General features: G+C 63.5%; 29 protein-coding genes. 12 read left to right on the top strand and 17 right to left on the bottom strand.

The window, feature by feature from the left end; all coding sequences use genetic code 11:
- Window positions 1-56: 56 nt before the first annotated feature.
- Together B9A15_RS16345 and B9A15_RS16340 are read right to left on the bottom strand one after the other, a co-directional pair.
- Window positions 57-809, bottom strand: a complete 753-nt coding sequence (locus tag B9A15_RS16345; RefSeq protein ID WP_170923336.1) for an anti-sigma factor — start codon at window positions 807-809, stop codon at window positions 57-59.
- Window positions 806-1,378 carry a sigma-70 family RNA polymerase sigma factor gene (locus tag B9A15_RS16340; RefSeq protein ID WP_084411597.1) on the bottom strand — a complete coding sequence of 191 codons (573 nt, stop codon included), beginning with the start codon at window positions 1,376-1,378 and terminating at the stop codon, window positions 806-808. The genes B9A15_RS16345 and B9A15_RS16340 overlap by 4 nt, the downstream gene beginning before the upstream one ends.
- 208 nt (window positions 1,379-1,586) lie before the next feature.
- Here B9A15_RS16340 and B9A15_RS16335 point away from each other — a divergent pair, with 208 nt between their 5' ends.
- The gene (locus tag B9A15_RS16335; protein WP_084411596.1) at window positions 1,587-1,982 is read left to right on the top strand and encodes a DUF427 domain-containing protein; all 396 of its coding nucleotides are present in this window, start codon (window positions 1,587-1,589) and stop codon (window positions 1,980-1,982) included.
- 184 nt (window positions 1,983-2,166) lie between these two features.
- On the opposite strand, the gene B9A15_RS16330 is transcribed toward B9A15_RS16335, so the two are convergent.
- From B9A15_RS16330 to B9A15_RS16320, 3 genes are all read right to left on the bottom strand, one after another.
- Window positions 2,167-2,985, bottom strand: a complete 819-nt coding sequence (locus B9A15_RS16330; RefSeq protein WP_084411595.1) for a YfdX family protein — start codon at window positions 2,983-2,985, stop codon at window positions 2,167-2,169.
- Between the two features lie 178 nt (window positions 2,986-3,163).
- Window positions 3,164-3,448: an Rdx family protein gene (locus tag B9A15_RS16325; protein ID WP_084411594.1), complete on the bottom strand. Its 285-nt coding sequence runs from the start codon at window positions 3,446-3,448 to the stop codon at window positions 3,164-3,166.
- Window positions 3,445-4,347 carry a polysaccharide deacetylase family protein gene (locus tag B9A15_RS16320; protein ID WP_084411593.1) on the bottom strand — a complete coding sequence of 301 codons (903 nt, stop codon included), beginning with the start codon at window positions 4,345-4,347 and terminating at the stop codon, window positions 3,445-3,447. The genes B9A15_RS16325 and B9A15_RS16320 overlap by 4 nt, the downstream gene beginning before the upstream one ends.
- Before the next feature lie 234 nt (window positions 4,348-4,581).
- Between B9A15_RS16320 and putP the strand changes: the two genes are divergently transcribed.
- Window positions 4,582-6,093 (top strand): sodium/proline symporter PutP, encoded by a 1,512-nt coding sequence (gene putP / locus B9A15_RS16315; protein WP_084411592.1) that lies wholly within the window; start codon window positions 4,582-4,584, stop codon window positions 6,091-6,093.
- 264 nt (window positions 6,094-6,357) lie between these two features.
- Here the strand turns inward: putP and B9A15_RS22650 are convergent, their stop codons facing one another.
- Complete coding sequence (locus B9A15_RS22650; RefSeq protein WP_139798442.1) at window positions 6,358-6,558, bottom strand: hypothetical protein; 201 nt, start codon at window positions 6,556-6,558, stop codon at window positions 6,358-6,360.
- Between B9A15_RS22650 and B9A15_RS16310 the strand changes: the two genes are divergently transcribed.
- The 3 genes from B9A15_RS16310 to B9A15_RS16300 all read left to right on the top strand — a co-directional run bounded on the left by B9A15_RS16310 (window position 6,557) and on the right by B9A15_RS16300 (window position 10,662).
- Window positions 6,557-7,723, top strand: coding sequence for an HPP family protein (locus B9A15_RS16310; RefSeq protein ID WP_084411591.1), 1,167 nt, complete (start codon window positions 6,557-6,559; stop codon window positions 7,721-7,723). The genes B9A15_RS22650 and B9A15_RS16310 overlap by 2 nt on opposite strands.
- Window positions 7,724-8,319: 596 nt before the next feature.
- On the top strand, window positions 8,320-9,672 hold the full coding sequence (locus B9A15_RS16305) for a hypothetical protein (protein WP_084411590.1): 1,353 nt from the start codon (window positions 8,320-8,322) through the stop codon (window positions 9,670-9,672).
- 9 nt (window positions 9,673-9,681) lie between these two features.
- Window positions 9,682-10,662, top strand: a complete 981-nt coding sequence (locus B9A15_RS16300) for a COG3904 family protein (protein ID WP_084411589.1) — start codon at window positions 9,682-9,684, stop codon at window positions 10,660-10,662.
- Here B9A15_RS16300 and B9A15_RS16295 read toward each other — a convergent pair.
- Window positions 10,631-11,074, bottom strand: coding sequence for an MgtC/SapB family protein (locus B9A15_RS16295; RefSeq protein WP_084411588.1), 444 nt, complete (start codon window positions 11,072-11,074; stop codon window positions 10,631-10,633). The two genes, B9A15_RS16300 and B9A15_RS16295, sit on opposite strands and share 32 nt — an antisense overlap.
- Before the next feature lie 156 nt (window positions 11,075-11,230).
- Entirely contained in the window at window positions 11,231-12,436 is a 1,206-nt protein-coding gene (locus tag B9A15_RS16290) for a pyridoxal phosphate-dependent aminotransferase (RefSeq protein WP_084411587.1), read from the bottom strand.
- 366 nt (window positions 12,437-12,802) lie between these two features.
- On the opposite strand from B9A15_RS16290, the gene B9A15_RS16285 reads away from it, so the two are divergent.
- From B9A15_RS16285 to B9A15_RS16270, 4 genes are all read left to right on the top strand, one after another.
- Complete coding sequence (locus B9A15_RS16285; RefSeq protein WP_084411586.1) at window positions 12,803-13,420, top strand: glutathione S-transferase family protein; 618 nt, start codon at window positions 12,803-12,805, stop codon at window positions 13,418-13,420.
- A gap of 327 nt (window positions 13,421-13,747) precedes the next feature.
- Window positions 13,748-14,017, top strand: a complete 270-nt coding sequence (locus B9A15_RS16280; RefSeq protein ID WP_139798441.1) for a hypothetical protein — start codon at window positions 13,748-13,750, stop codon at window positions 14,015-14,017.
- Between the two features lie 120 nt (window positions 14,018-14,137).
- Entirely contained in the window at window positions 14,138-15,271 is a 1,134-nt protein-coding gene (locus tag B9A15_RS16275; RefSeq protein ID WP_084411584.1) for a CobW family GTP-binding protein, read from the top strand.
- Window positions 15,271-16,248, top strand: coding sequence for a WD40 repeat domain-containing protein (locus B9A15_RS16270; RefSeq protein ID WP_084411583.1), 978 nt, complete (start codon window positions 15,271-15,273; stop codon window positions 16,246-16,248). The genes B9A15_RS16275 and B9A15_RS16270 overlap by 1 nt, the downstream gene beginning before the upstream one ends.
- A gap of 92 nt (window positions 16,249-16,340) precedes the next feature.
- Here the strand turns inward: B9A15_RS16270 and ccoP are convergent, their stop codons facing one another.
- From ccoP to ccoN, 4 genes are read right to left on the bottom strand one after another with little or no spacing between them, the layout of a single operon-like run.
- The gene (gene ccoP, locus B9A15_RS16265; RefSeq protein WP_084411582.1) at window positions 16,341-17,255 is read right to left on the bottom strand and encodes a cytochrome-c oxidase, cbb3-type subunit III; all 915 of its coding nucleotides are present in this window, start codon (window positions 17,253-17,255) and stop codon (window positions 16,341-16,343) included.
- 4 nt (window positions 17,256-17,259) lie between these two features.
- Window positions 17,260-17,415: a cbb3-type cytochrome c oxidase subunit 3 gene (locus tag B9A15_RS16260; protein WP_084411581.1), complete on the bottom strand. Its 156-nt coding sequence runs from the start codon at window positions 17,413-17,415 to the stop codon at window positions 17,260-17,262.
- Between the two features lie 17 nt (window positions 17,416-17,432).
- Entirely contained in the window at window positions 17,433-18,182 is a 750-nt protein-coding gene (gene ccoO, locus B9A15_RS16255) for a cytochrome-c oxidase, cbb3-type subunit II (RefSeq protein WP_084411580.1), read from the bottom strand.
- A gap of 13 nt (window positions 18,183-18,195) precedes the next feature.
- Entirely contained in the window at window positions 18,196-19,863 is a 1,668-nt protein-coding gene (ccoN, locus tag B9A15_RS16250) for a cytochrome-c oxidase, cbb3-type subunit I (protein WP_084411579.1), read from the bottom strand.
- A gap of 324 nt (window positions 19,864-20,187) precedes the next feature.
- On the opposite strand from ccoN, the gene B9A15_RS16245 reads away from it, so the two are divergent.
- On the top strand, window positions 20,188-20,715 hold the full coding sequence (locus B9A15_RS16245; RefSeq protein WP_084411578.1) for a hemerythrin domain-containing protein: 528 nt from the start codon (window positions 20,188-20,190) through the stop codon (window positions 20,713-20,715).
- Window positions 20,705-22,063 carry an oxygen-independent coproporphyrinogen III oxidase gene (gene hemN, locus B9A15_RS16240; protein WP_084411577.1) on the top strand — a complete coding sequence of 453 codons (1,359 nt, stop codon included), beginning with the start codon at window positions 20,705-20,707 and terminating at the stop codon, window positions 22,061-22,063. The genes B9A15_RS16245 and hemN overlap by 11 nt, the downstream gene beginning before the upstream one ends.
- A 21-nt stretch (window positions 22,064-22,084) precedes the next feature.
- Here hemN and B9A15_RS16235 read toward each other — a convergent pair whose 3' ends face one another.
- The 3 genes from B9A15_RS16235 to B9A15_RS16225 form a co-directional block, all read right to left on the bottom strand.
- On the bottom strand, window positions 22,085-22,846 hold the full coding sequence (locus B9A15_RS16235; RefSeq protein WP_084411576.1) for an ABC transporter permease: 762 nt from the start codon (window positions 22,844-22,846) through the stop codon (window positions 22,085-22,087).
- Window positions 22,843-23,784 (bottom strand): ABC transporter ATP-binding protein, encoded by a 942-nt coding sequence (locus tag B9A15_RS16230; RefSeq protein WP_084411575.1) that lies wholly within the window; start codon window positions 23,782-23,784, stop codon window positions 22,843-22,845. The genes B9A15_RS16235 and B9A15_RS16230 overlap by 4 nt, the downstream gene beginning before the upstream one ends.
- Window positions 23,785-23,906: 122 nt before the next feature.
- Window positions 23,907-24,827: a LysR family transcriptional regulator gene (locus B9A15_RS16225; protein ID WP_084411574.1), complete on the bottom strand. Its 921-nt coding sequence runs from the start codon at window positions 24,825-24,827 to the stop codon at window positions 23,907-23,909.
- Between the two features lie 206 nt (window positions 24,828-25,033).
- Here B9A15_RS16225 and B9A15_RS16220 point away from each other — a divergent pair, with 206 nt between their 5' ends.
- A complete protein-coding gene (locus tag B9A15_RS16220; RefSeq protein WP_084411573.1) occupies window positions 25,034-25,402 on the top strand; it encodes a hypothetical protein in 369 nt (122 codons plus the stop codon).
- Window positions 25,403-25,526: 124 nt separating this feature from the next.
- Here the strand turns inward: B9A15_RS16220 and B9A15_RS16215 are convergent, their stop codons facing one another.
- Window positions 25,527-26,192: a ceramidase domain-containing protein gene (locus B9A15_RS16215; protein WP_084411572.1), complete on the bottom strand. Its 666-nt coding sequence runs from the start codon at window positions 26,190-26,192 to the stop codon at window positions 25,527-25,529.
- A gap of 12 nt (window positions 26,193-26,204) precedes the next feature.
- Window positions 26,205-26,615 carry a VOC family protein gene (locus B9A15_RS16210; protein ID WP_084411571.1) on the bottom strand — a complete coding sequence of 137 codons (411 nt, stop codon included), beginning with the start codon at window positions 26,613-26,615 and terminating at the stop codon, window positions 26,205-26,207.
- Window positions 26,616-26,675 lie beyond the last annotated feature (60 nt).

Raw genomic sequence — 26,675 nt, 5'->3', positions numbered from 1 at the left:
TGCCCGATCTCGAATAGTGATGCCAATTGCCGCCGCAGTTTGATTTCGCGGGAGCGTCAGATCCGGTCGAGGGCCCCTGTCGCCACCACCGGGCCCGTCGGTGCGCCGGTCGGCGAGCCGCCTTGGGGTTCGAGCGAGATGGCGAGGCTGGAGCCCGCCGTCTCGTCGGAAACGCCTTGAAGAACGAGACGCAGGGGCCGGCCTTCGGAGAGGAGCCCGAGCGAGCGGGGGGCAGCCCCGCCCGGCGGCAAAAGCCAGAGCTCAGGCACGCGCGATCCGTCGTCGATGGTACTGACCGGAACGAGCGTCGCCGTTCGCGCCTGAAGATCGAGGACGACGGTAAAGAGCGTCTGTCCGGTGTCCGAGGTCAGCCGCGCCGTCAGCGTTTCATTGCCAATCGCGGCGGGATTGTCGGCGGGGCCGGGCGCTAAGATCGCGATCGCCCCAAGGGATGCGACGGCCAGAAGCGAGCTCGCGACGGCAAGGGTGCGCCAGATCGGCGAGACGCCGCGACGCGCGGCCCTAGCAAGGCTTTCGATCCGCTGGTCGCGCGCGCCGTCCCGAACCCGCGCGATCCGGTCGAGATCGGCCTCGACCCGTTGCCAGACCTCAGCTGGCGGATTCTCCGGGGCAATTTGCGAATTGAGCGGCGCAAGCCGCTCCTGCCACCAGGCGACCCGCGCCGCAAAAGGGCCATCCTGGCGCATGCGGCGCTCGACCGCGCGGCGCTCGGCACCATCCATCACGCCCAGCGCATATTCCGCAGCCGGGTCCGGTCCTGCATCGGGCTCTGCGTCGCGTTCGCTCATTGCGACAGGCATCCCTTCAATCGCATCAGGCCACGCCTAATGATACTCTTGATCGTGCCGAGAGGCATCTCCCCCCGGCTTGCCAATTCCTGATAGGTCATCCCGCCGAAAAACGCGCTTCGGATGGCCTCGCGCGCCCGCTCGTCCAGATCGTCGAGGCAGGCGGCAAGCCTTTGACGATCCTCTTCGTCTTCCAACTGGCCGAGCGCGTCCGGCGTCTCGGCTACCATCTCCGGCGCATCGCCCCAATCGGCTTCGCCCCGCCGCCCAATCTGGCGCAGGCGATCAATGGCGCGGTTGCGGGCGATCGTCGACAGCCAGGTGATCGGACTGGCCCGGCTCGCGTCGAAATCGCTCGCGCGAGCCCAGACCGTAACGAAAATGTCCTGAAGCACGTCCTCGGCTTCCGGCCGGTCCTGCAAGATACGAAGACAGATGCCGAAGAGTTTCGCCGAGGTCATCTCATAGACCTCGTGGAGTGCGGCGCGGTCGCCATCGGCGACATCCCGCATCCGCTGGACCAGCATCTCACGCCGGTCGTCGGCGGTCTTTGGCGCCCCTCGCCTCATCTGGTCCTCCCCACCGGCTTTTACCAGAAGCCGAACAGGTCCCGCTTCCTAAAGTCAACGGCTTGGATGATCTGATGTCACCTTTCTCTCAACTGCCGCCGATCGCCGCAGACGAGGCAAGGCCTCGGCAATTGCGGAACGAAGCCGTGCGAGACGGGATTGACCTTAACAAATCCGTCTTCACGCTATTTGAAAAGGGACAAGGTCCATGGAAATCGACACCACCCAGGATAAGATCACGATCGAACCGGCTGGACGCGCCGTGAATGTCACCTTCAACGGCGCGATCCTCGCCAGCACGGAAGAGGCGCTACGCCTGAAGGAAGAGGGCCACGAGCCGGTCTATTACATTCCGCGTCACCGGGTGGAGATGGCGTTTCTCTATCCGACCGAAAAGCGCACGACCTGTCCGCTCAAGGGCGAGGCGCGCTATTGGAATATCTCGGCCGAAGGCATGGCGGCGGAAAACGCCGTCTGGTCCTATGAGGAGCCTTATGACGGGGTGTCGGAGATCGCGGGCCATATCGCTTTCGACAAGCGCTATGTGACGATCGACGATGGCGTCGGCGGTCAGGACATCGTCCCCGGACGGGACGTGAAATGAATTGAGATTTGCTCAGCCTCTTCACTGCAAAAGAAAACGCCCTCGGCCCGCGTGACGGGTCGGGGGCGATTGCTGGTCGCGATCGGTATGCCTTCGAAGTGGCTGACGTCGCCAACATCCCAGATTCCCAAAGGGGGATGACGGGTAGTCGTCTAAAGCCCATTCAGGCCGATCGGTCGTTGTCTCAATTCGTCTTTTGCGTGGCTGCCTCTTTGCCTGTCTGCGCGGAAGCCTGCTGCGTGGCCATCTTGCCGTGATCGTCGGTCTTTGCGCTTGCGGTCTTGTCGGCCTGCGCCTGAGGCGTGCCAACCACATCGACCACGTCGACCACCACACCGTCCTGAACCTTCTTCAGATCGAGATTCGCCTCGTAATATTTGCCGGCGTCCACATCCTTGACCGCCTGATCAACGTCCTGGGTCGCCTGGTCGAGGGGAACGAGAGCGGTGGCGAAGCTCATATCGATGCCCGCCAGCTTCAGCTGTTCGACGGCGCCGCTCTTGTCACCGGCCTTGAGGGCGACATTCGCTTTGCTGATCGCCGCATTGTTTTCCGGCGTCACCGTATAGTCTTCGCCAAGGATGATCTGCCCGTCGATCGGCAACCAGGTCTTCACTTCGGATTTGTCAGATTTGGCATTCGAGGCGTCGGCCGTCTTCTGCATTTGGGCATTCGGCTGTTTCATGTCCGCCTCGGCCTTTTCGAAGGCCGTGCCGTCGCTCTTGGCGGTTTTGAGCGAGGACTGCGCCTGATCGAGCAGCGTCTTGGCTTCGTCCGTGCGGCCGTCGAAGATCGCGAGGCGCGCCATCTGGACGTTGCGGAACGCCTGGAAGCCGTCATTGGAAAGTTTGGCGAAGTCCTTCATCGCCGGATCGTTGGCTTCGGTGGATTGGGTTGTCGCGGCAGCCGTGTCTTGCTTGTCCATTTGCGAAGCCGCGTAAGCGACCGGCGAGAGAGCCGTGGCTGCAACCAGGGTCAATGCGAGTAGGGATCTGCTTTTCATCGGATTGTCCTCCTTGAACTGCCGGGACCGCGGGAGCCAATCCCTCTCGGCTCGCTTCGTCTGCCCGGTTCGTGGAGAAAAACTTGCGTTCCTCGCATCTCGTTGCGTTACAAGTGGTTCATGAACCACTTGTAAGGAAACCGCCCCGAACGTTCGATCTTCGAGGCAGCGCGAAGCGTCAGCGATCGCTGTGCCCAAGGCTGCGTTCGGGATCGAGCCGGTCGCGGACCCGCTGTTTCAGGATTTTCGCTTCTGGAAACCCGCCATCGGCCTTTCGCTCCCAGAGGGTCTCGCCGTCATAGGTGATCTCGAAATGCCCGCCGGTGGAGGGAACCAGAGTGACGCCGCCAAGATCGGTGCCGAAGGTTGATAGGAGTTCCTGGGCCATCCAAGCGGCGCGCAGAAGCCATTGGCATTGGGTGCAATAGGCGATGGCAATCTGCGGTTTCTCGCTCGTCGTCATGGAGCTTGCCTCTGATCGGCCGGAAAGCGCGCAGCATAGGCCTCGGCTATCTCGCCTGGCCGCGTCAGCCAGATCGCCTCGCGCCGCTGCAAGATGTGGTGGAGCGCGCGTTTCAGCGCGCGCAGGCGATAAGGCTGACCGACAAGATAGGGATGAAGCGCGATGCTCATCACCGCCGGGGCGCTCTCGGCGGCCTCGATCATCTCGTCGAACTGGGCGATGATCATGTCCGCGAACTCCTCGGCCGAAGCGAGCCGCGCGGTGATCGTCGGTATATCGTTGATCTCGTGGCTATAAGGCACAGACAGGATCGGCTTGCCCGAGCGCGTCGCCATCCAAACCGGCTGGTCGTCATGACACCAGTCGAGGAGATAGCCATAGCCCGCCTCGGCAAGAAGGTCCGGGGTGACCTCGCTTTGCGAGATCCAGGGGCCGAGCCAGCCAGAAGGCATTCGCCCTTCCTGGCGCCGGAAGGTCTCGCTTACCTCTTCGATGAGCTTGCGCTCTTGGTCTTCGGGAAGGTCGCCCTGCCGCTCCGAATTGGTGCGCCCATGGCCGACGATCTCGTCGCCCCGCGCCCGGAACGCCTCGATCAGCCCCGGACAATTCTCATAGACCGCCGTGTTCGGCAGGACGGCAAGCGGCACGTCGAGCTGATCGAACACAGCTTTGAGACGCCAGACGCCGACCCGGTTTCCCCATTCCCGCCAAGCATAGTTGAGGACATCAGGCTCCTTGTGCTTGGGGGCGAGCGTCGCCCCGTCTCCCTCGCCGAATGAAAAGGTCTCGATGTTCAAGGCAATGAAGACGGCGAGACGCTTTCCATTCGGCCAGTCGAAGACGGGGCGGTCCGGGAGAGCGGAATAGGGAAAGCGGCCATGGAGACGTGTGATCGGCAAGGGCGGTCATCCTGAGAAGCGAGACCTTCGACAGGTCTGTGGCAGGCGAGAATGAGGGCGCCGATCGGCGCGCGGCAAGGGCGCGCGAGGCTTTTGCTGCGATGAGCCGCAGCGTTCGGCAAAATCGGATCGGGTCGGGGATATCACCACAGGATGCAAGAAAAGGCTTGCAATCGGGCGCTTCGGAGTCGACCCTGCCGTTTCGTTAGGCAACGAAAGGGCGGAAAGCGCGATATGCAAATTGGAATCTGGATTAGCCTCATCCTCTATTTCGGACTGATGCTCGGCATCGGCTTTTACGCATGGCGCAAATCCACCTCCAATTCCGAGGAATATATGCTTGGCGGGCGCCAGCTGAGCCCGTCCGTCGCCGCTTTGTCGGCCGGCGCCTCCGATATGAGCGGTTGGCTGCTGCTCGGCCTCCCTGGTGCGCTTTACGCCTCCGGTCTCGTCGAGGCCTGGATCGGCATCGGCCTTTTCGTCGGGGCGTTCCTCAACTGGATCATCGTCGCCCCGCGCCTTCGCGAACAAACCGAGCGCTACGACAATTCGCTGACGATCCCGGAATTTCTCGCCAAGCGCTTTCCCACACGGGCCTTCGCGCTCAGAACCGTTTCGGCCATCGTCATCGTCGTCTTCTTCGCCGTCTATACGGCTTCGGGCCTGGTGGCGGGCGGCAAGCTCTATTCGAGTGCCTTCGGTGATCTCATCGATCTCGGCAATGCCGGCAATTATCAGATCGGCATCTGGCTGACCCTCGGCATCGTGCTTGCCTATACGGTGGTCGGCGGGTTTCTCGCCGTTAGCCTCACCGACTTCGTCCAAGGCTGCATCATGATGCTCGCCCTCGTCATCATGCCGCTAGTCGTCCTCTATTCCGGCCAGGGCGGCGGCTTCGACCAGGCTGGCGAGACGCTGGCCGGCGTCGATCCGAATTTTCTGTCGCTGACGAGCGGGCTGACCTTCGTCGGCTTCCTGTCAGCGGTCACATGGGGCCTCGGCTATTTCGGCCAGCCGCACATCATCGTGCGCTTCATGGCCGTGCGCCGTGTCGAGGACGTGCCGACAGCCCGCAATATCGGCATGAGCTGGATGGCGATCTCGCTGATCGGCGCCATTGGTGTCGGCGTCTTCGGCCGGGCCTATGCGGTGCGCAACGGTTTGGATGTCCAGGATTCCGAAACGATCTTCATTGTCCTCGCCGACCTCCTCTTCCATCCGCTGATCACCGGCTTCCTCTATGCCGCGCTTCTCGCGGCGATCATGAGCACAATCTCCTCCCAGCTCCTCGTCTCCTCCTCTTCGCTGACGGAGGACTTTTACCGTCTCTTCTTCCGCCGCAATGCGAGCGACAGAGAGATCGTCACGGTCGGCCGCATCGCCGTTCTCGCCGTCGGGCTTGTCGCCGCATTCATTGCCGGCAATCCGGATTCTGAGGTTCTCGGCCTCGTTGCCAATGCCTGGGCCGGCTTCGGTGCTGCCTTCGGACCCCTGATCATCCTGTCGCTCACCTGGGACCGGATGTCGGGCACGGGCGCCGTCGCAGGCCTTGTGACCGGTGCCGTCGTCGTCGGCCTCTGGATCGCGCTCGGCTTCAATTCGAGCTTCCTCGGCGGCCCCGGCGTCTACGAGATCATCCCTGGCTTCATCGCGGCCTTCCTCGCCATCATCCTCGTCAGCTTGGCGACCCAGTCGACCAACGAGTTCCGCCCCCTGCCGGGGCGCGAGCCGCAAGCGGCGGAGTAAGGCGGCACCGTCCTCGATCGAGCCTGCGATCGAAGCGCTTTCGCTCCCATCGGCCTGACTGCGAGCGGCTGATACCGGGGACCACTCGAAATTCGAGCGGCGCTTCATCAAGTCGACGGACGAGTATTGAGCGAAAGGGGCACGTTATTCGTCCGATGGGCTGATCGGCGCGGCTGAGGTGAGACGAGCCGCCAAGTCGAGCCCATGCAACTGGCCTCCGGTCTTGATCTGAGGCCATTTGTATAGCCCCCGCGATTGAAGGTTTCAGGGGCCGGATGCGGCAGCATCTTGAGCCCCTGGTATTCGAGGCGCCTTGACGGAGAGCCGAAATGTCTTGCTGATTTCCCGATCAAAGCTGACGAAAAGCGGAATGCATGCTGTCGAATCGGGCAAAATGATGCAAAAGAAGGCGGGTTGCCTGGCGCGTTCGGGCTGATCATTCGATAGCGACACGCCTTTCTTCATGCTCCACAGCCTTCAACGCCTGGTTCCCCAACTCGGCTCGGTCAGCCGCGCCGAACAGCTCCGGTCGAGCATTGGTGCCTTGTTCGGCATCGCGATTACGGCCTTCACCATGCGCCTCATGCTCGGGCCTGACCCAGCCGTGCCGCTGCTGGTCGCGCCAATGGGCGCCTCCGCCGTCCTGTTGTTCGCCGTGCCCTCTGGTCCGCTCTCCCAGCCCTGGTCGATCCTTGGTGGTAATCTCTCGGCCGCGCTGATCGGCATCACCTGCCGGTTCGTCATTCCCGACCCGCTTCTGGCAGCCGCCGTCGCCGTGTGCCTTTCGATCGGCGCGATGTTCCTTCTGCGCTGTCTTCATCCGCCGGGTGGTGCCGTTGCGGTGACGACGGTGCTGGCTGGGCCGGTGGTCGACGACCTCGGCTATATGTTCGCCTTCGTCCCGATCGGCGTCAATTCGCTGCTGCTTCTCCTCGTCGCGATCGCCTTCCATAATCTTACCGGCCATCGCTATCCGCATTTGCGCCCCGCTCGGGCGACGAAGGGAAGTGCGGCGGGCGAGGCTTGGCAGCAGAGCGAAGCGGGCTTCACGCTCACTGACTTGAAGACGGCGCTGCGGGCCGAGGACCATTTCGTTGATATCGATCTCAACGATCTCGCCTCGATCCTCGCCGCTGCCCAGAGAGAAGCCTTGCGCCGGCGTGCCGGCGATGTGCTCTGCCAAGACATCATGATGCGCCATGTGGTCAGCGTTCCGCCGAGCGAGACGCTCGCCAATGCCTGGCACATCATGGAAACACGCGCGCTGCGCGCCCTGCCGGTGACGGAAGAGAGCGGCCGGGTGCTCGGTTTGCTGCGGCCAGAGGATTTCGTTGGCGCGGTCGGGCGGGGTATGGGGCGACCGGCTTTCGGGGCTTCTGGTCGTCTAAAGCGCGGCATGGATAGCGGGCTTTCGGTCCGCAGCGCCGTCAAGACGATCATGGCTCCCGTCGCCTCCAGCACCTTGCCGGAAACGCCCGTCGCCGAACTCGTCCCCCTGCTCGCACTGCCCGATGTCGATCACTGGCCAGTCTGCGACGAGGCGGGTGCTCTGGTCGGCCTCATCGCCCGCGCCGACGTTTTGGCCGCGCTCTTTGCCCCGCAATTGAATTCGAGCGAGACCCAGCGATAAGGCGAAACAGGAGCGGCTGGGCGCTGAATGATCGATGGCCGTGGAGGTGAAGGCTTCCCGCGTCTTCGGCCAGAAAGCGGACAAAGAAAAAGCCGGGTCCGAAGACCCGGCCAATAGATTGGGCTTCATGAGGAAGCCCTGGGAGGAAACGCCGGAGGGTTGAATGGGAGGAGGAGTTCAACCGCGTCCGACTGACCTCAATGTAAACTTTTTGCGCTGCAGCACCATGCCGAAATTGGCATGTCAGATATGTCGATGGCGCATGGCTGAGCATGCCATCTTCGAGATGTGAACCCAACGCGGTCACGTATCGTCGCATCTAGGGCCTGTGCCGCAGGGCTTTCACGCTTTAATAAAAAATCTTGAACTATGCATAGAGCGGATAAGTCAACAAACGGAACATTCCGTGCAGCAGGGCCGATGGCTCCGCATCGCCATTTACCATGACGGGCAATTGATGCGCGGTCCTGCCGCGCTTTTGCCTTGTCCGCGGTCGCCGCGAGGCCTTAATGTTTCGTTACTGGCGACATATGCCAGCCCGCCGTTCTCACAGAGACGGGCATTGCCGGCGGCAAGATCAACGGGTCGAGAGGCGTATGAGCGTATCCCAATCCTACACGCTGCGGGGCCAGCTGACGCGCCTCGACGCCACGACGCGCATCACCTTGGCGGTGCTGGCGCTGGCCAGCGGCGTCTATACCTATCTTGGCGTGCGCGATCTTCTGGATGGCAGCGCGACGGCGGTGTTTCTCGGCGCGATCGTCTATTCGTCGGCGGTGTCCGTCGCGATCTACGCCTTCTGGACCTATTTGATGCGCTTCATGCCGCATGTGCGCCAGCCCTCCGGGCGCCGCATGCTCTATCTTGCGATGGCGCTCGGCTCGGCGATGATCATCGCCATGTCGTCTTGGCTGAATGCCTCGGCGCTGGCCGGCTCGGCGGCCTTGGAGCAACATCTGTCGGTGACGACCGAGGCCTATCAGGAAAAGCTGAACGAGGCCCACGAGAGCGCGCTCGCGGCGCAATCGCTTCTGCCCGACATTCAGCTCGCAGCCCAGCGTTTCCAAGGGCTCGCCCAGGAAGAGGCGCGGTCCGGCGCGCTGACGGGCACTTCTGGCTCGGGCACCGTGGTCCAGCTTCTGCGCCAGATGGCGGGCCAACTGACCGGACTTCAGAGCGAGATCGAGGCAAGCCGCAGCACCGCTCAGACGATCTTCGACGAGGGCGGGGCGCGGCTGGCCGCCATGCGCCAGCTCGTCACCAGCCAGGGGCCGGTGAGCGACCGGGCCAATGCCTTTGCCGAAGAGGCGGTGCAGCTCTCCGGCCTGATCACCGCCCTGCAGCAGACCTCGGTCGCACCGGCCGTCAAGCGCGCGGCGGACGATCTCGGACGCTCCTTCATCGCGCCCGTCGCCGATGGCTCCGATCCGGCGCTGCGCGTGCGCCAGAGCGAGGTGGTCGGCCGGGTGGAGGAAGCCGTGCGCGCCCAGAGCGTCCAGCTCTCCCAGGCGGCCGATGAAATCCTCCAGCGCCCGGCGGTCGAGCCCTTCCGCTTCACCCCGCTTTCGGCGCCCGAAGCGGTCATCCGCTATGCCGGCGACTTCCTGCCCTCCTGGGCGGGGGCGATTTCCATTGATCTCCTGCCGGCGGTTCTCATCTTCATTCTCTGTATTGTCCAGGATGTCATTCGGCGCGAGGACGGCGAGGAGATGGAGATCGGCGATATGAGCGCGGCCGATCTGATGCGCGCGATCCGCATCCAGAAGCGTCTTCAGGCGAGCGAGGCCGGCACGGCTTTTGGTGGCGAGGCCGATCAGAGAGACGACGTCCGGCCCGACCACGGGCGGCCATCGAAGACACCGGCCGCAGCCGATCCTGAGAGCCGCGACATCGTCCAGCGCAACGATCCGGATGGGCCGACGCCCTTTCCCAAGACCGTCAGCCGGTAGGGCCGTCCCATGATCGGCGAAGAGGCAAGCCCAGGCTTTCTGGAGCGGACCGTTCTGGCGATCCCGGAAGGCTCGGTGTTGCGGACGATCTTCGTCGCTCTGCTCGTCTTGAGTGGCTGGCTCGTCTATCTCGACTGGCAGGACTTTGCCGCGCGCGAGGTCGACACCGCGCGAACCGAGCGCAGCGAACCGATGCCCATGCGCAGGCCCGAGCCCGGCGATCAGCTGCGCCCTTATCTCCCGAAGACGATCCCCGTCGCGCCCGATCGCGGCGAGCCGGTTCTTCCGGGCTATGACGGTCCAGTCGATTCGGAGGCCATGACGACGCCGATGGCCTTCTATCCGGCCGGCGATGGCGTGGTCTCGGCCGTTGGGCGGATCGAGATCGGTACGGCAAGGGCGTTTCGCCGCTTCCTGGCCGGCGAGGGCGCCGGGGCCTCGGCTGAGGCGACCCCGCGCGATGTCAAGCGCCTCGTGCTTCATTCGCCGGGCGGCTCAGTCGAGGACGCGCTCGCCATGGCCGCCGATATTCGGGCCGGGGGCATTTCGACCGAGGTGCCGGCGGATGGCTATTGCGCCTCGGCCTGTCCGCTGGTGCTGGCCGGGGGCCTGACCCGTGCGGCCGGCGAGGCGGCCTGGATCGGTCTTCATCAGGTCTATGCGGTCGACATCCCCGGCCTTCCGAAGGCGAGGGACTTCGATCGTTCGCTCTCCGACATTCAGGGCACGATCGCCCGCTGCCAGCAGCTTCTGGTCACCATGGGCATCGATCCGGCGATCTGGATCAAGGCGATGGAGACGCCGCCAGAGGATCTCTATGTCCTGACCGAGGAGGAGCTGATCACTTCGCGCTTCGTGCGGCCCTTTCCCGACGACGAGCGCTTCATCGGCCCGCGCCGTCCGGGCGATTTTCGCCTTGCGACCGCGTCACGGAACGCCGAGGCGCCGGTCGGTCCGTCTATTCCAGAAGCTTCAAGATCCGCAGGATAACGAGGGTCAGAAGAACGGCGACGACGCCGAGGCCGTATTCGCCAAGACCGGCGGCAAGGCCGAGCGCGCCGGCGACCCAGAGTGTCGCGCCCGTCGTCAGGCCCTTCACCTCGCCGCGCGCCTGGATGATCGCGCCGGCCGCCAGAAAGGCGATGCCCGAAGTGATGGCTTCGACGACGCGGATCGGATCGGCGCGGATATCGTCGGTTTCGAACCGGTCGATCAGGAGGGTCATCAAGAGAGTGAAGAGACAGGCGCCGATGCCCACCAGCATATGGGTGCGAAGCCCGGCTTCCTGCTCCTTGCGCTCGCGCTCATAGCCGACCACGCCGGCGAGCAGTGCCGCGACGACGAGTTGACCCGTCTGCTCCATGAGCATTGGGCTGACAAGCGTATCGAGAAAGCTCTCCATATTCGGTTCTCCCCATTCCGTCCTGGAGAGAAGCGCACCTCGTGCGCTCAAGTTCCGAGATCTGATCCGAAAAACTGTAAGCCGTGCAGAAGATTTTAGAGGCTTGAAACCGTCGTGGCCGAAAGGCTCGGCCACGACGGCGAATGCTTATGCGGATCAGTCGCGCAAGGCGCCACAGAAGCGCTGGATGCGCTGGCAGGCTTCTTCCAGAAGCGCGTCCGAGGTCGCATAGGAAATGCGGAAGTTCGGGCCGAGGCCGAAGGCCGAGCCGTGCACCACCGCGACGCCTTCCGTTTCCAGAAGCTCGGTGACGAAATCCTCGTCGGTCTCGATGATCTTTCCCGAGGGGGCCGTCTTGCCGATCGTCCCCGCGCAGGAGGGATAGACATAGAAGGCGCCTTCCGGCGTCGGACAGGTGATGCCCTTGGCCTGGTTCAGCATGGAGACGACGAGGTCGCGGCGCTTCTGGAAAATCTCGCGATTGGTCGGGATGAAGTCCTGGGTACCGGTCAGAGCCTCGACGGCGGCCCATTGGGCGATCGAGCAGGCGCCGGAGGTCTGCTGACCCTGGATCATGTCCATCGCCTTGATGAGCGCGAGTGGGCCAGCGGCATAGCCGATGCGCCAGCCGGTCATGGCATAGGCTTTGGAGACGCCGTTGACGGTGAGCGTGCGCTCCTTCAGGCCCGGCTCCACCTCGGCCGGGGTCACGAAGGTGAAGTCGCCATAGGTCAGATGCTCATACATGTCGTCGGTCATCACCCAGACATGGGGATGACGCATCAACACATCGGTCAGACCCTTCAGTTCCTCGCGCGAATAGGCCGCGCCCGACGGGTTCGAAGGCGAGTTGAAGAGGAACCACTTGGTCTTCGGCGTGATCGCCGCTTCGAGCGCTTCCGGCGTCAGCTTGAAATTGTCTTCGATCTTGGTGTCAACGATGACGGACTTGCCGTTGCAGATCGCCACCATCTCCGGATAGCTGACCCAATAGGGTGCCGGAATGACGACCTCGTCGCCCTCGTTCAGCGTCGCCATGAAGGCGTTGAAGAGTACCTGCTTGCCGCCGGTGCCAACGATCGTCTCTTCCGGCTTGTAGTCGAGATTGTTCTCGCGCTTGAACTTGTCGGCGATCGCCTGGCGCAGCTGGGGGATGCCGGAGATCGGCGTGTATTTCGTCTCGCCGCGCGCGATCGCGGCGACCGCCGCTTCCTTGATGTTGTCGGGCGTGTCGAAGTCGGGCTCGCCGGCGCCAAGGCCAATGACGTCGCGGCCCTTCGCCTTGAGCTCGCGCGCTTTCTGAGAGACGGCGATGGTGGCGGATGGCTTTACGCGGTCGAGGGCGTCGGCAAGGAATGCCATGAAGGAAAACTCCGGCTGGGGTCGCTTAGAAAGCCTTCGGCACCGCCCGGCGCCACGAAGGCGGGCGGACCCTAGTCAGCTTTGGGGGACGTGTCCAATATTTTCCCCGCTTCTGTGCCTCTTATCCGAGGCGCGTCGGGCGATTTCCGGTCCCGTGATCGGCGGATGCGCTCACGAACAAACTCCCGAAAATCTTATTGATTTGCCCATCTGGCCGAAATCAATCCCAGCCCGATATCTTTGGCCAATGAGGGGAGGGGCGAGCCTTGCGATCACAAGAAGCGATCGCAAGCTTCACCCGATTGAATTGGTGCGAGCGGGATGGGCCGGGCATAATCGGCCCCCTCGATGGGATAGGCTTTCAAGATGATCACGATCTACGGCATGCCGGACTCCGGTAATTGCTACAAGCCGAGGCTTCTTTGCGCCCTTGCGGGGCGGCCGTTCCGTCATGTGGAAATCTCGACCCGCGACGGCGGCACCGCTTCGCCCGACTTCCGTGCCAAGACCCCGATCGGCAAGGTGCCGCTCCTGGAAACCGAGGACGGTCGCTATCTGCCGGAATCGAACGCGATGCTCACCTTTCTCGGCGGGGGCACGGTCTTTGTGCCGACCGACCCGTTCATCCGCGCCGAAATGTTCGCTTGGATGTTCTTCGAGCAATATAGCCACGAGCCGAATGTGGCCGTGCGCCGCTCGCTGACGATTTATCCCGAACTTGCGGATGTGGCGAGCGAGGCTCGGCTTGCCGAGACGCTGGAAGGCGGGCGCAAGGCGCTTACCGTCATGGAGACGCGGCTTTTAAAGGCCGACTGGCTGGCGGGCGATCAGCCGACTCTCGCCGATATCTGCCTCTACGCCTACACCCATGTGGCGCCCGAAGGCGGCTTCGATCTTCAGGCCTATCCCGGCATTCTTCGATGGCTGAAACGCATCGAGGGCCTGTCCGGTTATAAACCCATGGACTGGCTTCCTAGCCAATGACCCTTCGAAGGACGATCTTTCCATGATCGTCGCTCAATCGGTCATGAGTTCGTCGCTTCCGCGTGAGAGAGAAGCGCCGAGGCGAAGCGAGGGATCGCAGAGCGAGGCCGATCGGTTTCAGCCTCAACGGGTCTAAGCCCGAACAACAATCGTCATGCGTTTAAGGCCACCAAAAGGGAGGTCGGGCGCAATTTGAACCAATCGTAATCGAAACGATGCACAGTCTTGCGGCCGATTGCGGTCGGAAAGGCTGGAGTGCACCGAGACGCTACCAGGGCCGTATCGTCGCGAGCGGCGTCGCGGCGGCCTGTCTTCGAGGATGAGTTTATGCAGTACGACCTCAGGGACCGTGTCCGGCACGAGATCCAACTGGCGCGGGCCGAGAGCCCTTGTGTGGATGTGGACGCGCTGTCGCGTTCGATCGCCGAAGAGTTCGGCTTCGACCCGGAATCGACCTTCGTCATGCTGAAGCGCCTCGTCATGCACGAATGCGCCCGGCTGGGCATCGGCATGCGGGTTCAGAGCGGCGCGACCGTCGGCGATGCGCCGCGCGAGGCAGCCAACCAACGCTCGGCCGGCAGGGGCTCTGCGGCCTGATCGATCGGGGGCGCAAACGCCGCGGGGCCGGTCTTGAACGGGCCGTCTTCGCGCTCCCCCCGTGCATTCGCGAAGAACTCGGCTTATATGCGGCCCGACCCATCAGGGAGAGGCATTTCCATGTCCGATACGCAAGCCAAATCCGACCAGATCCCGGTGACCGTCCTCACCGGCTATCTCGGCTCCGGCAAGACCACGCTCCTCAACCGCATCCTCTCCGAGGACCATGGCCGCAAATATGCGGTCATCGTCAACGAATTCGGCGAGATCGGCATCGACAACGACCTCATCGTCGAGAGCGACGAAGAGATCTACGAGATGAACAATGGCTGCGTCTGCTGCACGGTGCGCGGTGATCTCGTGCGCGTCGTCGAGGGGCTCACGCGGCGCAAGGGCCGGTTCGACGCCATCGTCGTCGAGACGACGGGCCTCGCCGATCCGGTGCCGGTCGCCCAGACCTTCTTCATGGACGAGGATGTGCGCGCCAAGACCGAACTCGACGCCGTCATCGCGCTCGTCGATGCCAAGCATCTGCCCTTGCGCCTGAAGGATTCCCGCGAGGCTGAGGATCAGATCGCCTTTGCCGATGTCGTTCTCCTCAACAAGACCGATCTCGTCACGCCCGAAGAACTCGCCAAGGTCGAGGCGACGGTGCGCGCCATCAATCCAACGGCGGTGATCCATCGCACGACCCGGGCCGGCGTCGATCTGACCAAGGTGCTTGGCCAGAAGGCCTTCGATCTCAAACGCGTCCTCGACAACGACCCGGATTTTCTGGACGAGGCGAAGGCGGCTCATGACGACCATGTCTGCGGGCCGGATTGCGACCACGATCATCACCATCATGGGCATGATCATCACGATCATGACCACGACCATCACGGCCACGATCACCATGATCATGGGCATCATCATCATGGCGAAGCCTCTGCGATCCATGACGTGACGGTGTCCTCGATCTCGCTGAGAGCGGGAGAGATCGATCCGAAGAAGTTCTTTCCCTGGATCCAGGCGCTGACCCAGGAAGAGGGGCCGAACATTCTTCGCCTCAAGGGCATCATCGCCTTCGACAACGATCCGGATCGTTATGTCGTTCAGGGCGTCCATATGATCATCGAGGGCGACCATCAGCGGGCCTGGCGCGAGGACGAGAAGCGCGAAAGCCGGCTCGTCTTTATCGGCCGCAATCTCGATCGCGAAGAGCTTTCGGCCGGCTTTGCCGCCTGCGCCGCACGCGTCAAGGCCGAGGCCTGATGCCGTCCATCGCAGCTTATGATTTGAACGAATTCGTCGAACGGGCGGTCTTCCTGAAGGATCGCCCGGCCTTCGCGCTTGCCGACGGCACCGTGCATCTGCCGGCCGGCGGTGAAAGGGTGCTGACCGCCCATCAAGGCGGGCTGCTCGCGGCCGAATACGACCCCTTCTCCGAGCGGCTTCTAACCGGCGGCGAGGACGGCCGCCTTGTCGCGATCTCGGGCGACGGGCACATGCGCGAGCTCGCCTCGATCGGCCGCAAATGGATCACGGCGGTCGCCGGCGGCCCGGGCGGGGCGGCGGGGTTCGCCTCGGGGCGTATTGCCTACGCTATGAAGCCCGACGGCACGGTCTTCGAGACGCCCCATGAGCGCTCGGTCGAGGGGCTTGCCTTCGCGCCGAAAGGGTTTCGCTGCGCGATCGCCCGCTATGACGGGGCGAGCGTCTTCTTTCCCGGCACGAATGCCGCGCCCCAATGGCTGGAATGGAAGGGCGCCCATCTCGCCATCGCCTTTTCGCCCGACGGCAAGTTTCTCGTCACGGCGATGCAGGAGAATGCCCTTCACGGCTGGCGCCTGTCCGATGGCAAGCATATGCGCATGACCGGCTACCCATCGAAGGTGAAGGACTGGTCCTGGTCGGCCAAGGGTAAGTTCCTGGCGACCACCGGGGCGCCGGCCGCGATCCTCTGGCCCTTCACCGGCAAGGACGGGCCGATGGGCAAGGCGCCGCTCGAACTCGGCACGCGCGGCGACGCGATGGTGACAGCCGTCGCCTGCCATCCGGCCGAAGACATGCTGGCGGTCGGCTATCAGGACGGCATGGTGCTCGCGGTCCGCTTTGCCGATGCCAAGGAAGCGCTCCTGCGCCGGCCGGGCGCCTCGCCCGTGCGCACCCTCGCTTGGGACAAGGGCGGCCAACGCCTCGCCTTCGGCACCGAGGATGGCTCTGCCGGCGTCATCGACATCGCCGGATAGGCGGGCCGCGCGCTCCATCGAAGACCGATCAAGAAGAAAGGGCCCCTGGCGACAGCCGGAGGCCCTTTTCGTTTCGGTGGGAGACGGTTGCTCTACTGGGCCGCCGCCATCTCGTCGGCCGACACGCCGCCGCCGAGCGAATGGACATAGACGGCGAGTTCCTTGACCGTCGTCTCGCCCAGCCGGTCGCCCCAGGCGGGCATCACGCCGTGGCGCGGCGCGGTGACCTGGGCGACGATGTCGGCATGGGTGCCGCCATAGAGCCAGATCGCGTCGTTGAGCGCCGGGGCGCCGAGATCCTGGAGGCCTTCGCCATTCTCGCCATGGCAGGCGGCGCAATTGTCCGCATAGATCGCCTCGCCGCGCGCGGCCGCGTCCGCCTCGGCGGATTGGCCCGACAGTTTGCGCACATACCAAGCGACGTCCTGGATCTGAGCGCGCTCCAGAATGCCGTCGCGTCCGAAGGCGGGCATTTCCGAGATGCGGGTCTCGTCGTCCTGGACGTAGCGGATGCCGTGCATCAGCGTCGTCTCGATCGCCTCGGGCGTGCCGCCCCAAAGCCAGTCGTCGTCATTGAGGTTGGGATAGCCCGGCCCGCCCTCGGCACCCGAGCCATGGCACTGGACGCAATTGACCTTGAAGGCCGCACGCCCGGCCGCGATCGCATATTGGCGCAGGCTGTCATCGGCGACGACCTTGGAGACGGACGAGGTCTTGATGCCTTCGATGAGGTCGGCATTCTGCGCCTCGCGCTCGGCCATCGCTTCCTGGATCGCTGTCCGGCTGTTCCAGCCAAGGACGCCGCCGGTGGCCGAATTGACCAGCGGCCAAGCCGGATAGAGGATCGTATAGACGATGGCGAAGACGATGGTTCCGTAGAAGATCGTCAGCCACCAGCGCGGCAGGGGTGTGTCGAGTTCCTTGATGCCGTCCCAGCTATGGCCGGTGGTCTCGGTCCCCGTGACCTCGTCGACCTGCTTGTCATGGGCCTTGTCGTTGTCGGCCATGGGATCAGTCCTCCTTGAAGGGGATGCGGGCCGCCTCGTCGGCGGATGCCTTGCCGCCCGGCCGGAGGGCGAAGAGAACGGCGCCGATGAAGGTCACCGTCATGAAGAGAAGGCCCCAGCTGTCGGCGAAGCTGCGCATGGCCTGATATTCGAAGTCCATGGGAGTCCCCTTTCGCTTCAGCGGATCGACGTCTCGGGCTCGAAGGTCGAGAAATCGACCAGCGTGCCGAGCATTTGCAGGTAGGCCAGAAGCGCATCCATCTCGGTGAGGCGTTGCGGATTGCCGTCGAAGTCGCCGGTGACGGCCTTCGGGTAGCGGGCGAGAAGTCCGCTCGTATCGGCATTCGGATCGGCCTGGGTGAGGAGATCGGCCTTGGCCTCGGTGATCATCTCCTCGCTATAGGGCACGCCCACCGCGACATTGGCCTTCAGATGGCCGGCCGGGTTCTCGACGACGAGTTCGGTGTCGGCGAGGAAGCCGTAGGACGGCATGATCGATTCCGGCACCACCGATTGCGGGTTCTGGAGGTGCTGGACATGCCACTCGTTCGAATAGCGACCGCCGACGCGGGCGAGATCGGGTCCCGTCCGCTTCGAGCCCCATTGGAAGGAATGGTCATACATCGACTCCGCGGCGAGCGAATAATGCCCGTAGCGTTCCACCTCGTCCCGGAAGGGCCGGATCATCTGCGAATGGCAGACATAGCAGCCCTCCCGGATGTAGATGTTGCGGCCCGCCAGCTCCAAGGGCGAGTAGGGCCGCATGCCTTCCACCTTCTCAATCGTGTTCTGAAGGTAGAAGAGCGGGGCGATCTCGACGATGCCGCCGATGGTGACGACCAGGAAGGAGAGGACGAGGAGCAGCGTGACGTTGCGCTCGATCTTCTTGTGGCCGGTCAGGACTTTGTTGGTGAGTTCATTGGCCATGTCTCGGCTCTCCTTATTCCGCCGCTTGAAGCGACGGGCTCCGGCCGCCCATCGGCGCTTCCTCGCGCAGATCGCCACGGATCGTCTTGTAGAGGTTGAAGCCCATGATCAGCGCGCCGGCGAGGTAGAGAAGTCCGCCAAGCGTGCGGAGCACGTAGTAGGGATGCATGGCGGCGACGGTCTCGGCGAAGGAGTAGACGAGATAGCCGTCGGGCCCGTATTCGCGCCACATCAGGCCTTGCGTGATCCCCGAGACCCACATCACCGCCGCGTAGAGGACGATGCCGAGGGTGGCGAGCCAGAAGTGCCAGTTGACGAGACGCATCGAATAAAGCCGCTCGCGGTTCCACAGGCGCGGGGTGAGGAAGTAGAGCGCGCCGAAGGAGATCATGCCGTTCCAGCCGAGAGCGCCGGAATGGACGTGACCGATGGTCCAGTCGGTGTAGTGGCTGAGGGCGTTGACCCCCTTGATCGACATCATCGGGCCTTCGAAGGTCGACATGCCGTAGAAGGCGACCGAGATGACCAGCATGCGCAGCACCGGGTCGGTTCTCAGCTTGTCCCAGGCGCCCGAGAGCGTCATCAAACCGTTGATCATGCCGCCCCAGGAGGGCATCCACAGCATGATCGAGAAGACCATGCCCAGCGTCTGCGCCCAGTCGGGCAGGGCGGTATAGTGGAGATGGTGCGGACCGGCCCAGATATAGAGGAAGATCAGGGCCCAGAAGTGGATGATCGAGAGCCGGTAGGAATAGACCGGCCGGTTGGCCTGCTTCGGAATGAAGTAATACATCATGCCGAGGAAGCCGGCGGTCAGGAAGAAGCCGACCGCGTTATGGCCGTACCACCATTGGGTCAGCGCATCCTGGACGCCCGAAAAGGCCGAGTAGCTCTTGGCGCCCATCAAGGAGACGGGCACCGCCAGATTGTTGACCACATGGAGCATGGCCACGGTGACGATGAAGGACAGGAAGAACCAGTTCGCCACATAGATGTGCGGTTCCTTGCGCTTCACCAGCGTGCCGACGAAGACCGCGAGATAGGCGACCCAGACGATCGTCAGCCAGAGATCCACATACCATTCCGGCTCGGCATATTCGCGGCTCTGGGTGATGCCGAGAAGATAGCCGGTCGCTGCCAGCACGATGAAGAGCTGATAGCCCCAGAAGACGAACCAGGGCAGGCCGCCGCCCCAGAGACGGGCGCGCGTCGTGCGCTGGACGATGTAGAAGGATGTGGTGATCAGCGCATTGCCGCCAAAGGCGAAAATGACCGCCGAGGTGTGCAGCGGACGCACGCGGCCGAAATTGAACCAGGGTTCGAGATTGAACTCCGGCCAGGCGAGCTGCGAGGCGGCGACGACGCCGACCAGGAAGCCGACAATGCCCCAGAAGGCGGTGGCAATGACGCCGTAGCGCACCACGTCGTCCTGATAGGCGACGGCGGTGGATGCGGCGGCGGTCGCCGTAGCGGCACCCGAGGCGCCGCCATTGGTCTTGAACGGGATCATCTTCGAATCGCCGAACTCGATCCGGTTGAGCAGGATCAGCGTGGCGATGGCGAGGACGAAGAACAGCACCCAGGCGTGGGTCTGAAACCCCGCATCCTGGGCGAACGCGGCGGCGATGAAGACCGCAAGCGTCGCAATGGCGAGGCCGAACGCCTCGACGTGGTTTCTCATGGGTTGGACCTCCGGATGACGACCGAGCGCGGGGCATCAGGGGTCCCCCTCGTCACGCGTTCGGCCATTGGCCATCACCTGCCAGTCGCGGCGCCGTGATGCCTTGACCTGGATCAAGGCGGGCTCATCAGCCTCGGCGCTAAGAGGTGAAGGACGGTCAGACGATCGGCCCATGGCGGGAGGAGGCGAGGGCGAGAGGCTCCGCACTCGAAAGTGCCTGTCCGGTTCGAGGGCGTCTGAGCCAAACGCGGGGGAGCCCGGCCCGAAAGGTGAGGCCATGCCGCCCGATCAGTCCGACACACTTCTGGCGGAGCAGAGCCTTCGATGAGACCCGATCACCCCAATTCCGGTGTCCCTGGCCGCAAATCGGCCAATATCTACCCGCTCGGAATCGAGACGAGGCTTGGTCCCGAGCTCGAGGCCCATATACGCGCGCAGGAGAATCTTTGTGCTCGGCTGGAGGCCCTGGCCGACGGGCTTCCCGACAAGATCGATCGGCAGATCTGCCTACATCTCGCCAGGCAGATCGGCGCGGTGGTCAAGAAGGCTCATCGTTTTGAGGAAGGGCTTCTGTTCCCGCTCTTGCGAGGCCGTGCGATCGGCGACGAATCTCTCGCCCAGACCCTGACTCGGCTGCAATACGAGCATTTCGAGGACGAGGCCTATGCGGACGAACTCGCGGAGGCTTTGACCGGCTTCGTCACAGGCTCGGGCCGGCCGAATGCCGAGACCCTCGGCTATATGTTGCGCGGCTTCTTCGAGGCGATGCGCCGCCATCTCGCCTTCGAGCGCGAACATCTTCTGCCGCTGTTAAGCACCCCTCAGGCCGGGAGCCCTGTCCATGCCGCATGATCCCGCCGCCATCCTCGCCTGCCATGGCCAGCGGGCACCGCGCTATACGAGCTATCCGACGGCGCCGCACTTCACCTCGGGAAGCGGTTCGAGCCTCCAGGGCGCCTTTATCGAGACGCTCGATCCAAAAGAGCCGGTCTCGGTCTATTTGCACATTCCCTATTGCGATCGCCTCTGCTGGTTCTGTGGCTGCCACACCAAGCATACGCTGCGCTACGAGCCCGTCGCCCGCTATGTGGACAGTCTGGTCGAGGAAATCCGGCTCTTTCGCGAGCGTGTCGGATGTCGTCTGCCGCTCGACCGGGTCCATTTCGGCGGCGGCTCGCCAAGCATGCTTCGCTCGGCCGAATTTCACCGGCTGAACGATGCTCTGGACGAGGCCTTCGAGCTTCTTCCCGACGCCGAGATCGCGGTGGAGATCGATCCCTCCGACGTGACCCCTGAGACACTGGAGGGGCTGCGGCTCATCGGTCTCAACCGGGCCTCGATCGGTGTTCAGGACTTCGATCCGGACGTCCAGGCGGTGATCAACCGGCCCCAAAGCTTCGAGGCGACGCGCGATGTGGTGACCGCTCTGAGGGCCGGCGGGCTCTGCACGGTCAATATCGATGCGCTTTACGGCCTGCCGCGCCAGACGCCGGAGCGGCTGATGCGCACCATCGATCAGGTGATCTCCTTAGAGCCGGAGCGCGTCGCCCTGTTTGGCTATGCCCATGTGCCCTGGGTGAAGACCCATCAAAAAATGATTGCCGACGCGGATCTCCCTGACGAGGCGCAACGCTTCGCCGATGCCCGCGTCTCGGCCGAGCGGCTGATCGAGGCCGGTTATCAGGCGGTCGGCATCGACCATTTCGCAAAGCCCGGCGACCGGTTGGCGCGGGCCGCGCGCGAGGGCCGGCTCCATCGCAATTTCCAAGGCTATACGGTCGACGAGTGCCGCACCTTGATCGGCTTCGGGGCCTCGGCGATCAGTCGTTATCCCGGCGGCTACGTCCAGAACGCCGTGCCGATCCATCTTTATAAGGACCGGGTGGCGGCGGACACCCTTCCGGCCGAGAAGGGCTATGGCCTCAGCGAGGACGACGTTGTGCGCGCCTATGCCATCGAGCGGCTGATGTGCGATTTCTCCGTCGATTTCGCCGATCTCGACGCCCGTTTCGGCGCCGCAGCCCGGCCAGCGATCCGGGCTGCGACGCTGAAGTTGGCAACTGATCCGTTCGGCCTTGCGCGCTTGGAGGATCACCGGATCACCGTCAGCGAGACCGGGCGTCCTTTCACCCGGATCGTCGCCTCCTGGTTCGACGCCTATCTCGACGAGGGGGGCGTCCAATATTCGAAAGCCGTGTGAGGCGGCGCTATTGGCCGAGCCTCATGGCTTCATCCGCCAGCCGGTCTTGAAGATCCAGGAGATGAAGGCAAGGGCGAGGCCCATGAAAACCAATGTCATCGTCAGGCTGACGACAATCGAGACGTCCGAGCTTTCGAAGAAGGCCCAGCGGAAGCCGGAAATCAGATAGACCACCGGATTGGCCAGCGAGACATCGCGCCAGAAGGGGGGCAGCATGTCGATCGAATAGAAACTGCCGCCGAGAAAGGCCAGCGGCGTGACGACGAGCAGGGGCACCAGTTGCAGCTTCTCGAAGCCGTCGGCCCAAATGCCGATGATGAAGCCGAAGAGCGCGAAGGTCACCGCCGTCAGCACCAGGAAGACAAGCATCAGGATCGGATGAGCGATGGGCAGGTCGATAAAGGCCATCGCCGTTCCGAGGATGATGAGGCCGAGAATGATCGACTTCGTCGCCGCCGCCCCGACATAGCCGAGCACCACCTCGAATGCGGAGACCGGTGCCGAGAGAACCTCGTAGATCGTCCCCGCGAAACGGGGAAAATAGATGCCGAAGGCGGCGTTGGAGATCGACTGGGTCAAGAGCTGCAGCATGATGAGGCCCGGCACGATGAAGGCGCCATAGGCGATGCCGTCGACCTCCTGAATGCGCGAGCCGATCGCCGCGCCGAAGACGATGAAGTAGAGCGATGTCGAAATCACCGGCGAGATGACCGACTGCATCACCGTGCGCCAGGCCCTCGCCATCTCGAATTTGTAGATCGCCGCAACCGCATGGATGTTCATCGCGTCTCCTCCACGAGACCGACAAAGATCTCTTCCAGCGTCGATTGCTTGGTGGCGATATCCTTGAAGCGCACGCCGTTCTCGGCGAGGAGCCGCATCAAGGAACCGATACCGGTCCGCTCGGCCCGCGTGTCATAGCTATAGGTCAGGCTCTGCCCGTCCTCGGACAAGGCAAGATCGAATTCGGATAGGGCTGGCGGAATGGTGGTGAGCGGCTCCTGAAGCACAAGGGTCAGCTCCTTGTGACCGAGCTTCTGCATCAATTCGGCCTTGTCCTCGACAAGGATCAACTTACCGCCGGCAATCACGCCGATGCGGTCGGCCATCATCTCCGCTTCTTCGATATAGTGGGTCGTCAGGATCACGGTGACGCCTGTCTTTCGAAGATCGCCGACGACCGCCCACATCTCCCGGCGCAGCGAGACGTCGACGCCGGCCGTCGGCTCGTCGAGAAAGAGGATGTCCGGCTCGTGAGCGAGTGCCTTGGCGATCAAGACACGCCGCTTCATGCCGCCGGAAAGCTGGCGCAGCTGGCTGTCGCGTTTTTCCCAAAGGGTCAGCGACTTCAAGACGCGCTCGACCACGGCGGGGTCCTTGGGCTTGCCGAACAGGCCGCGCGAGAAGGAGACGGTGTTGTGGACGGTCTCGAAAGCGTCGGTGGTCAGCTCCTGCGGAACGAGACCGATCTTGGCTCTGGCCGCGCGATAATCCTTGACGACGTCGTGGCCGTCGACGGTGATCGTGCCCTCGCTGAGGCGCGCGAGACCGCAGATGAGCGAGATCAGCGTCGTTTTGCCGGCGCCGTTCGGACCGAGAAGCGCAAAGATCTCGCCTTTTTTGATATCGAGATCGACGGTGTGAAGCGCCTGAAAGCCGCCCTCATAGGTCTTGGAGACCCCTTGGATCGACAGGATCGGCGGCGTTTGGACAGATGACATCGCTTTGGCTGAAAGCCCCGTTCGGTGGGATGAGGTCGAAGGGGCCGGAGGCCCGGACGCGACCAAGATAGGTGGTGACCCAAGGATTGGAAGGGGCCTTTAGGGACGGGGCCCTTGCAAGGTCAATCGCCGCCTTGCCCGCGATACAAGGCGATGAGGCGCGGGACATAGAAATCGACGAAGGCGCGGACGGCCGGCAGCATGTAGCGCCGGGACGGAAAGGCCATGTGATAGATCGCCTCTTCGGCCCGCCAGGCCGGCAGGACGGGGACCAGCTTGCCTTCGGCCATCGCCTGACCCGTCAGAATGGCCGGCAGGCGCGCAATGCCGATCCCGGCAATTGCGGCCGATAGGACGAGATTGACCGAGGGGCTTGAAAAGACCGGCTCCAGAGTCACTCGATCGAGGGTGCCTTCTGGTCCGACCAGGGACCAAATCTCCTCCCCATTCTGGGATTCCGAGCCGATGACCGGCAATCGGGCGAGATCGCTCAGATGGGTCGGCACGCCATGACGCTGCAGCAACTCGGGGCTTGCCGCGAGCCCGCCCCGGATGGGGCCGATCCGGCGGATGACGAGGTCGCCGTCGCCATCGAAGCGCGAACGCACGCGCAAGGCGACGTCGATCCGCTCCTCGATAAGATCGAACCGTCGGATCCCAACAAGGAGTTGGACACGAACCTTGGGATTGACGGACATGAACTCCGGCAAGCCGTCGACAACCGCCTGTGCAGCAAGGCCCGGGGGCGCGCTGACCCTGACGATGCCCCTCGGTTCGGCGGTCAGCGAACGGGCGCTGTCCTCGGCGGCCTGCATCTCGGCAAGGGCCGCCTGGGCATGGGCATAGACGGATTGGCCGGCCTCGGTCGGCTCGAAGCGTGAGGTGGTACGCTCGATGAGGCGAACGCCGAGTCGCTCCTCCAGATTCCGGATGCGGCGGCTGAGCATCGACTTGGCGACTCCGAGTTCACGGGCCGCCGGCGCGAAGCCGCGATGGCGCAAGACGGCTTCGAAGTAGAAAAGATCATCGAAGGTTCCGCGCATTCTTGTTCTTTCTTGAGAACGGCCCGTGCGATTTTGCTGCCTACAGGATTGCCCGTTCTCGGATTAGATCATGCCTACACCGGACGGCCAGCGGCTCCGATCCTTTTTCGAAAGAATCGCCCCTCCGCCTCGGCCGGGAGCAACAAGGCCAACAAGGGTCTTTATTGCAACCCGATCGAAATCTCCCAACCGAATGGAGACCCGTCATGACACGTTTCAAAACAATCACTGCAGCCGCTCTCGCCACCGTCACGCTCGCCGCCGCGCCGGCCTTTGCGGAATCGATCCCGGGTTCGGACGTCGCCTTTCACGATCAGAGCGTTCATAGCCAGCGCGTCACCGCCGCCGACCGCACCTATGGTGCGCCCAACTTAGCTGTCGACACCTTGGCCAACGCCCATCAACCGGTGCCGCAGGATGTGATGATCCCAGGATCGGACGCTTCCCGGAAGCTCTATAACGCGCAGATCCGGCGAACCGTCTCCGCCTCGACGGGGCAGGGCTTCGTCGCCTCACAACACCATCAGCCCACCCATTCGGGCGTCTGGGTGCCTGGTTCGGGCGCCGATTTCTGATCGGCCTCGTAGCGGCGCAGGCCGAAGACGATGATCATGCTGGCGGCAGGCTTCGCGCCTGTCGCCTTTTTTCGATGTTGGGCATCCACTCGATGGGCCCGTTCACCGGCTTTACGCCGTCGACTTATGTGGCTCGCAACGCGCTTGCCGCCACGCCGCGCATTTGCCTTGCCGCCAAAAGCAGGAGGCCGAGCGTGACGGCGTTCAGGACATGCCACAGAAAATGGGTGCCGATCGGCCATACATCGCAAAGCGGTTGATCAGCCATGCGGCAGCCGAGCGAGACCGCAAAGACCAATCCGGCAAGGAGCACGGTTCGCCCGACCGGCTTCTTGCGAAGGATGAGAAAGAGCCCGATCCCGAGCATGGCGAAGAGGCCTGGAAGATAGGCCGCCGACGAACCGGCGAGCGGCGCGAAGACCGGTTCGGCAAGAAGCGAGGCGGCGAAAAAGGCTGCGGTGCCGAGCCCCGTCCAGAGCGGTGAGAGGCCGATGAAACGGCGCAGAGCGAAAGCGAAATAAGCGAAAATGAAAATCGTGATCGGAATGACGTCGGCAAGGCTCGCCCATCGCGTCGCGAAGGTGTGAAACAGAAACGAGCCGATGCCGATGGCAAAGACGATGGCGAGGAGCACGATTTCGAAGACGCCGAGGCGCCGGCCCTGGCTGGGCCGGAGCGCGGGCAGAAGCGCCAGAAGGAAGGCAGCGTTGGTGACGGCATTCAGCGGCTCGGACCAGAAGCCCGGATCGGTGCGCTCGCAATAGGCGTCGATCGTCTGGAACCAGTCCAAGGCGCCGGCCGATCAGCTCTTGGCGTCGAAGATCTGGTCGGATTCCCGCGCGGATGACTCGACACTCGGCTTGGAAACCAAGACGCTGGGAGATCCCTCATGCGCGTCGTCGAAATCGACGACGATGGTCGCGCCGGCGGCCGAAGCCGCCCGGTGGAGATCCTCTGCCGTCTTACAGACGAAATTGGGCTTTTTGGCGCGCGACGTCTCGGTCTCGACCGGCATTTTGATGCGATCGAAGACGGCAGGCGTCGCCTCGTCGATCACCACCAGGCCGTCGCCATAGGTGAAGTCGCCCTGGACGAGATCACCGGTGACATCGGCACGCGGCGTGCGGCGATCGAGACCGACGCGCGAATAAAGCCGGTCGACAATCGCAGCGGCGTTGCGATAGCGGCGGGTGGAAGGTGTCGTTTCCGCCATGGGCATGGTCCTTGAGGAGAAGAAGGGCCAGAATCGACCCTTTGCATGTTGATCGGGAAC

Source organism: Fulvimarina manganoxydans (assembly GCF_900176465.1).
GTDB lineage: Bacteria > Pseudomonadota > Alphaproteobacteria > Rhizobiales > Rhizobiaceae > Fulvimarina > Fulvimarina manganoxydans.
This window is presented reverse-complemented; position numbering and strand designations above follow the sequence as displayed.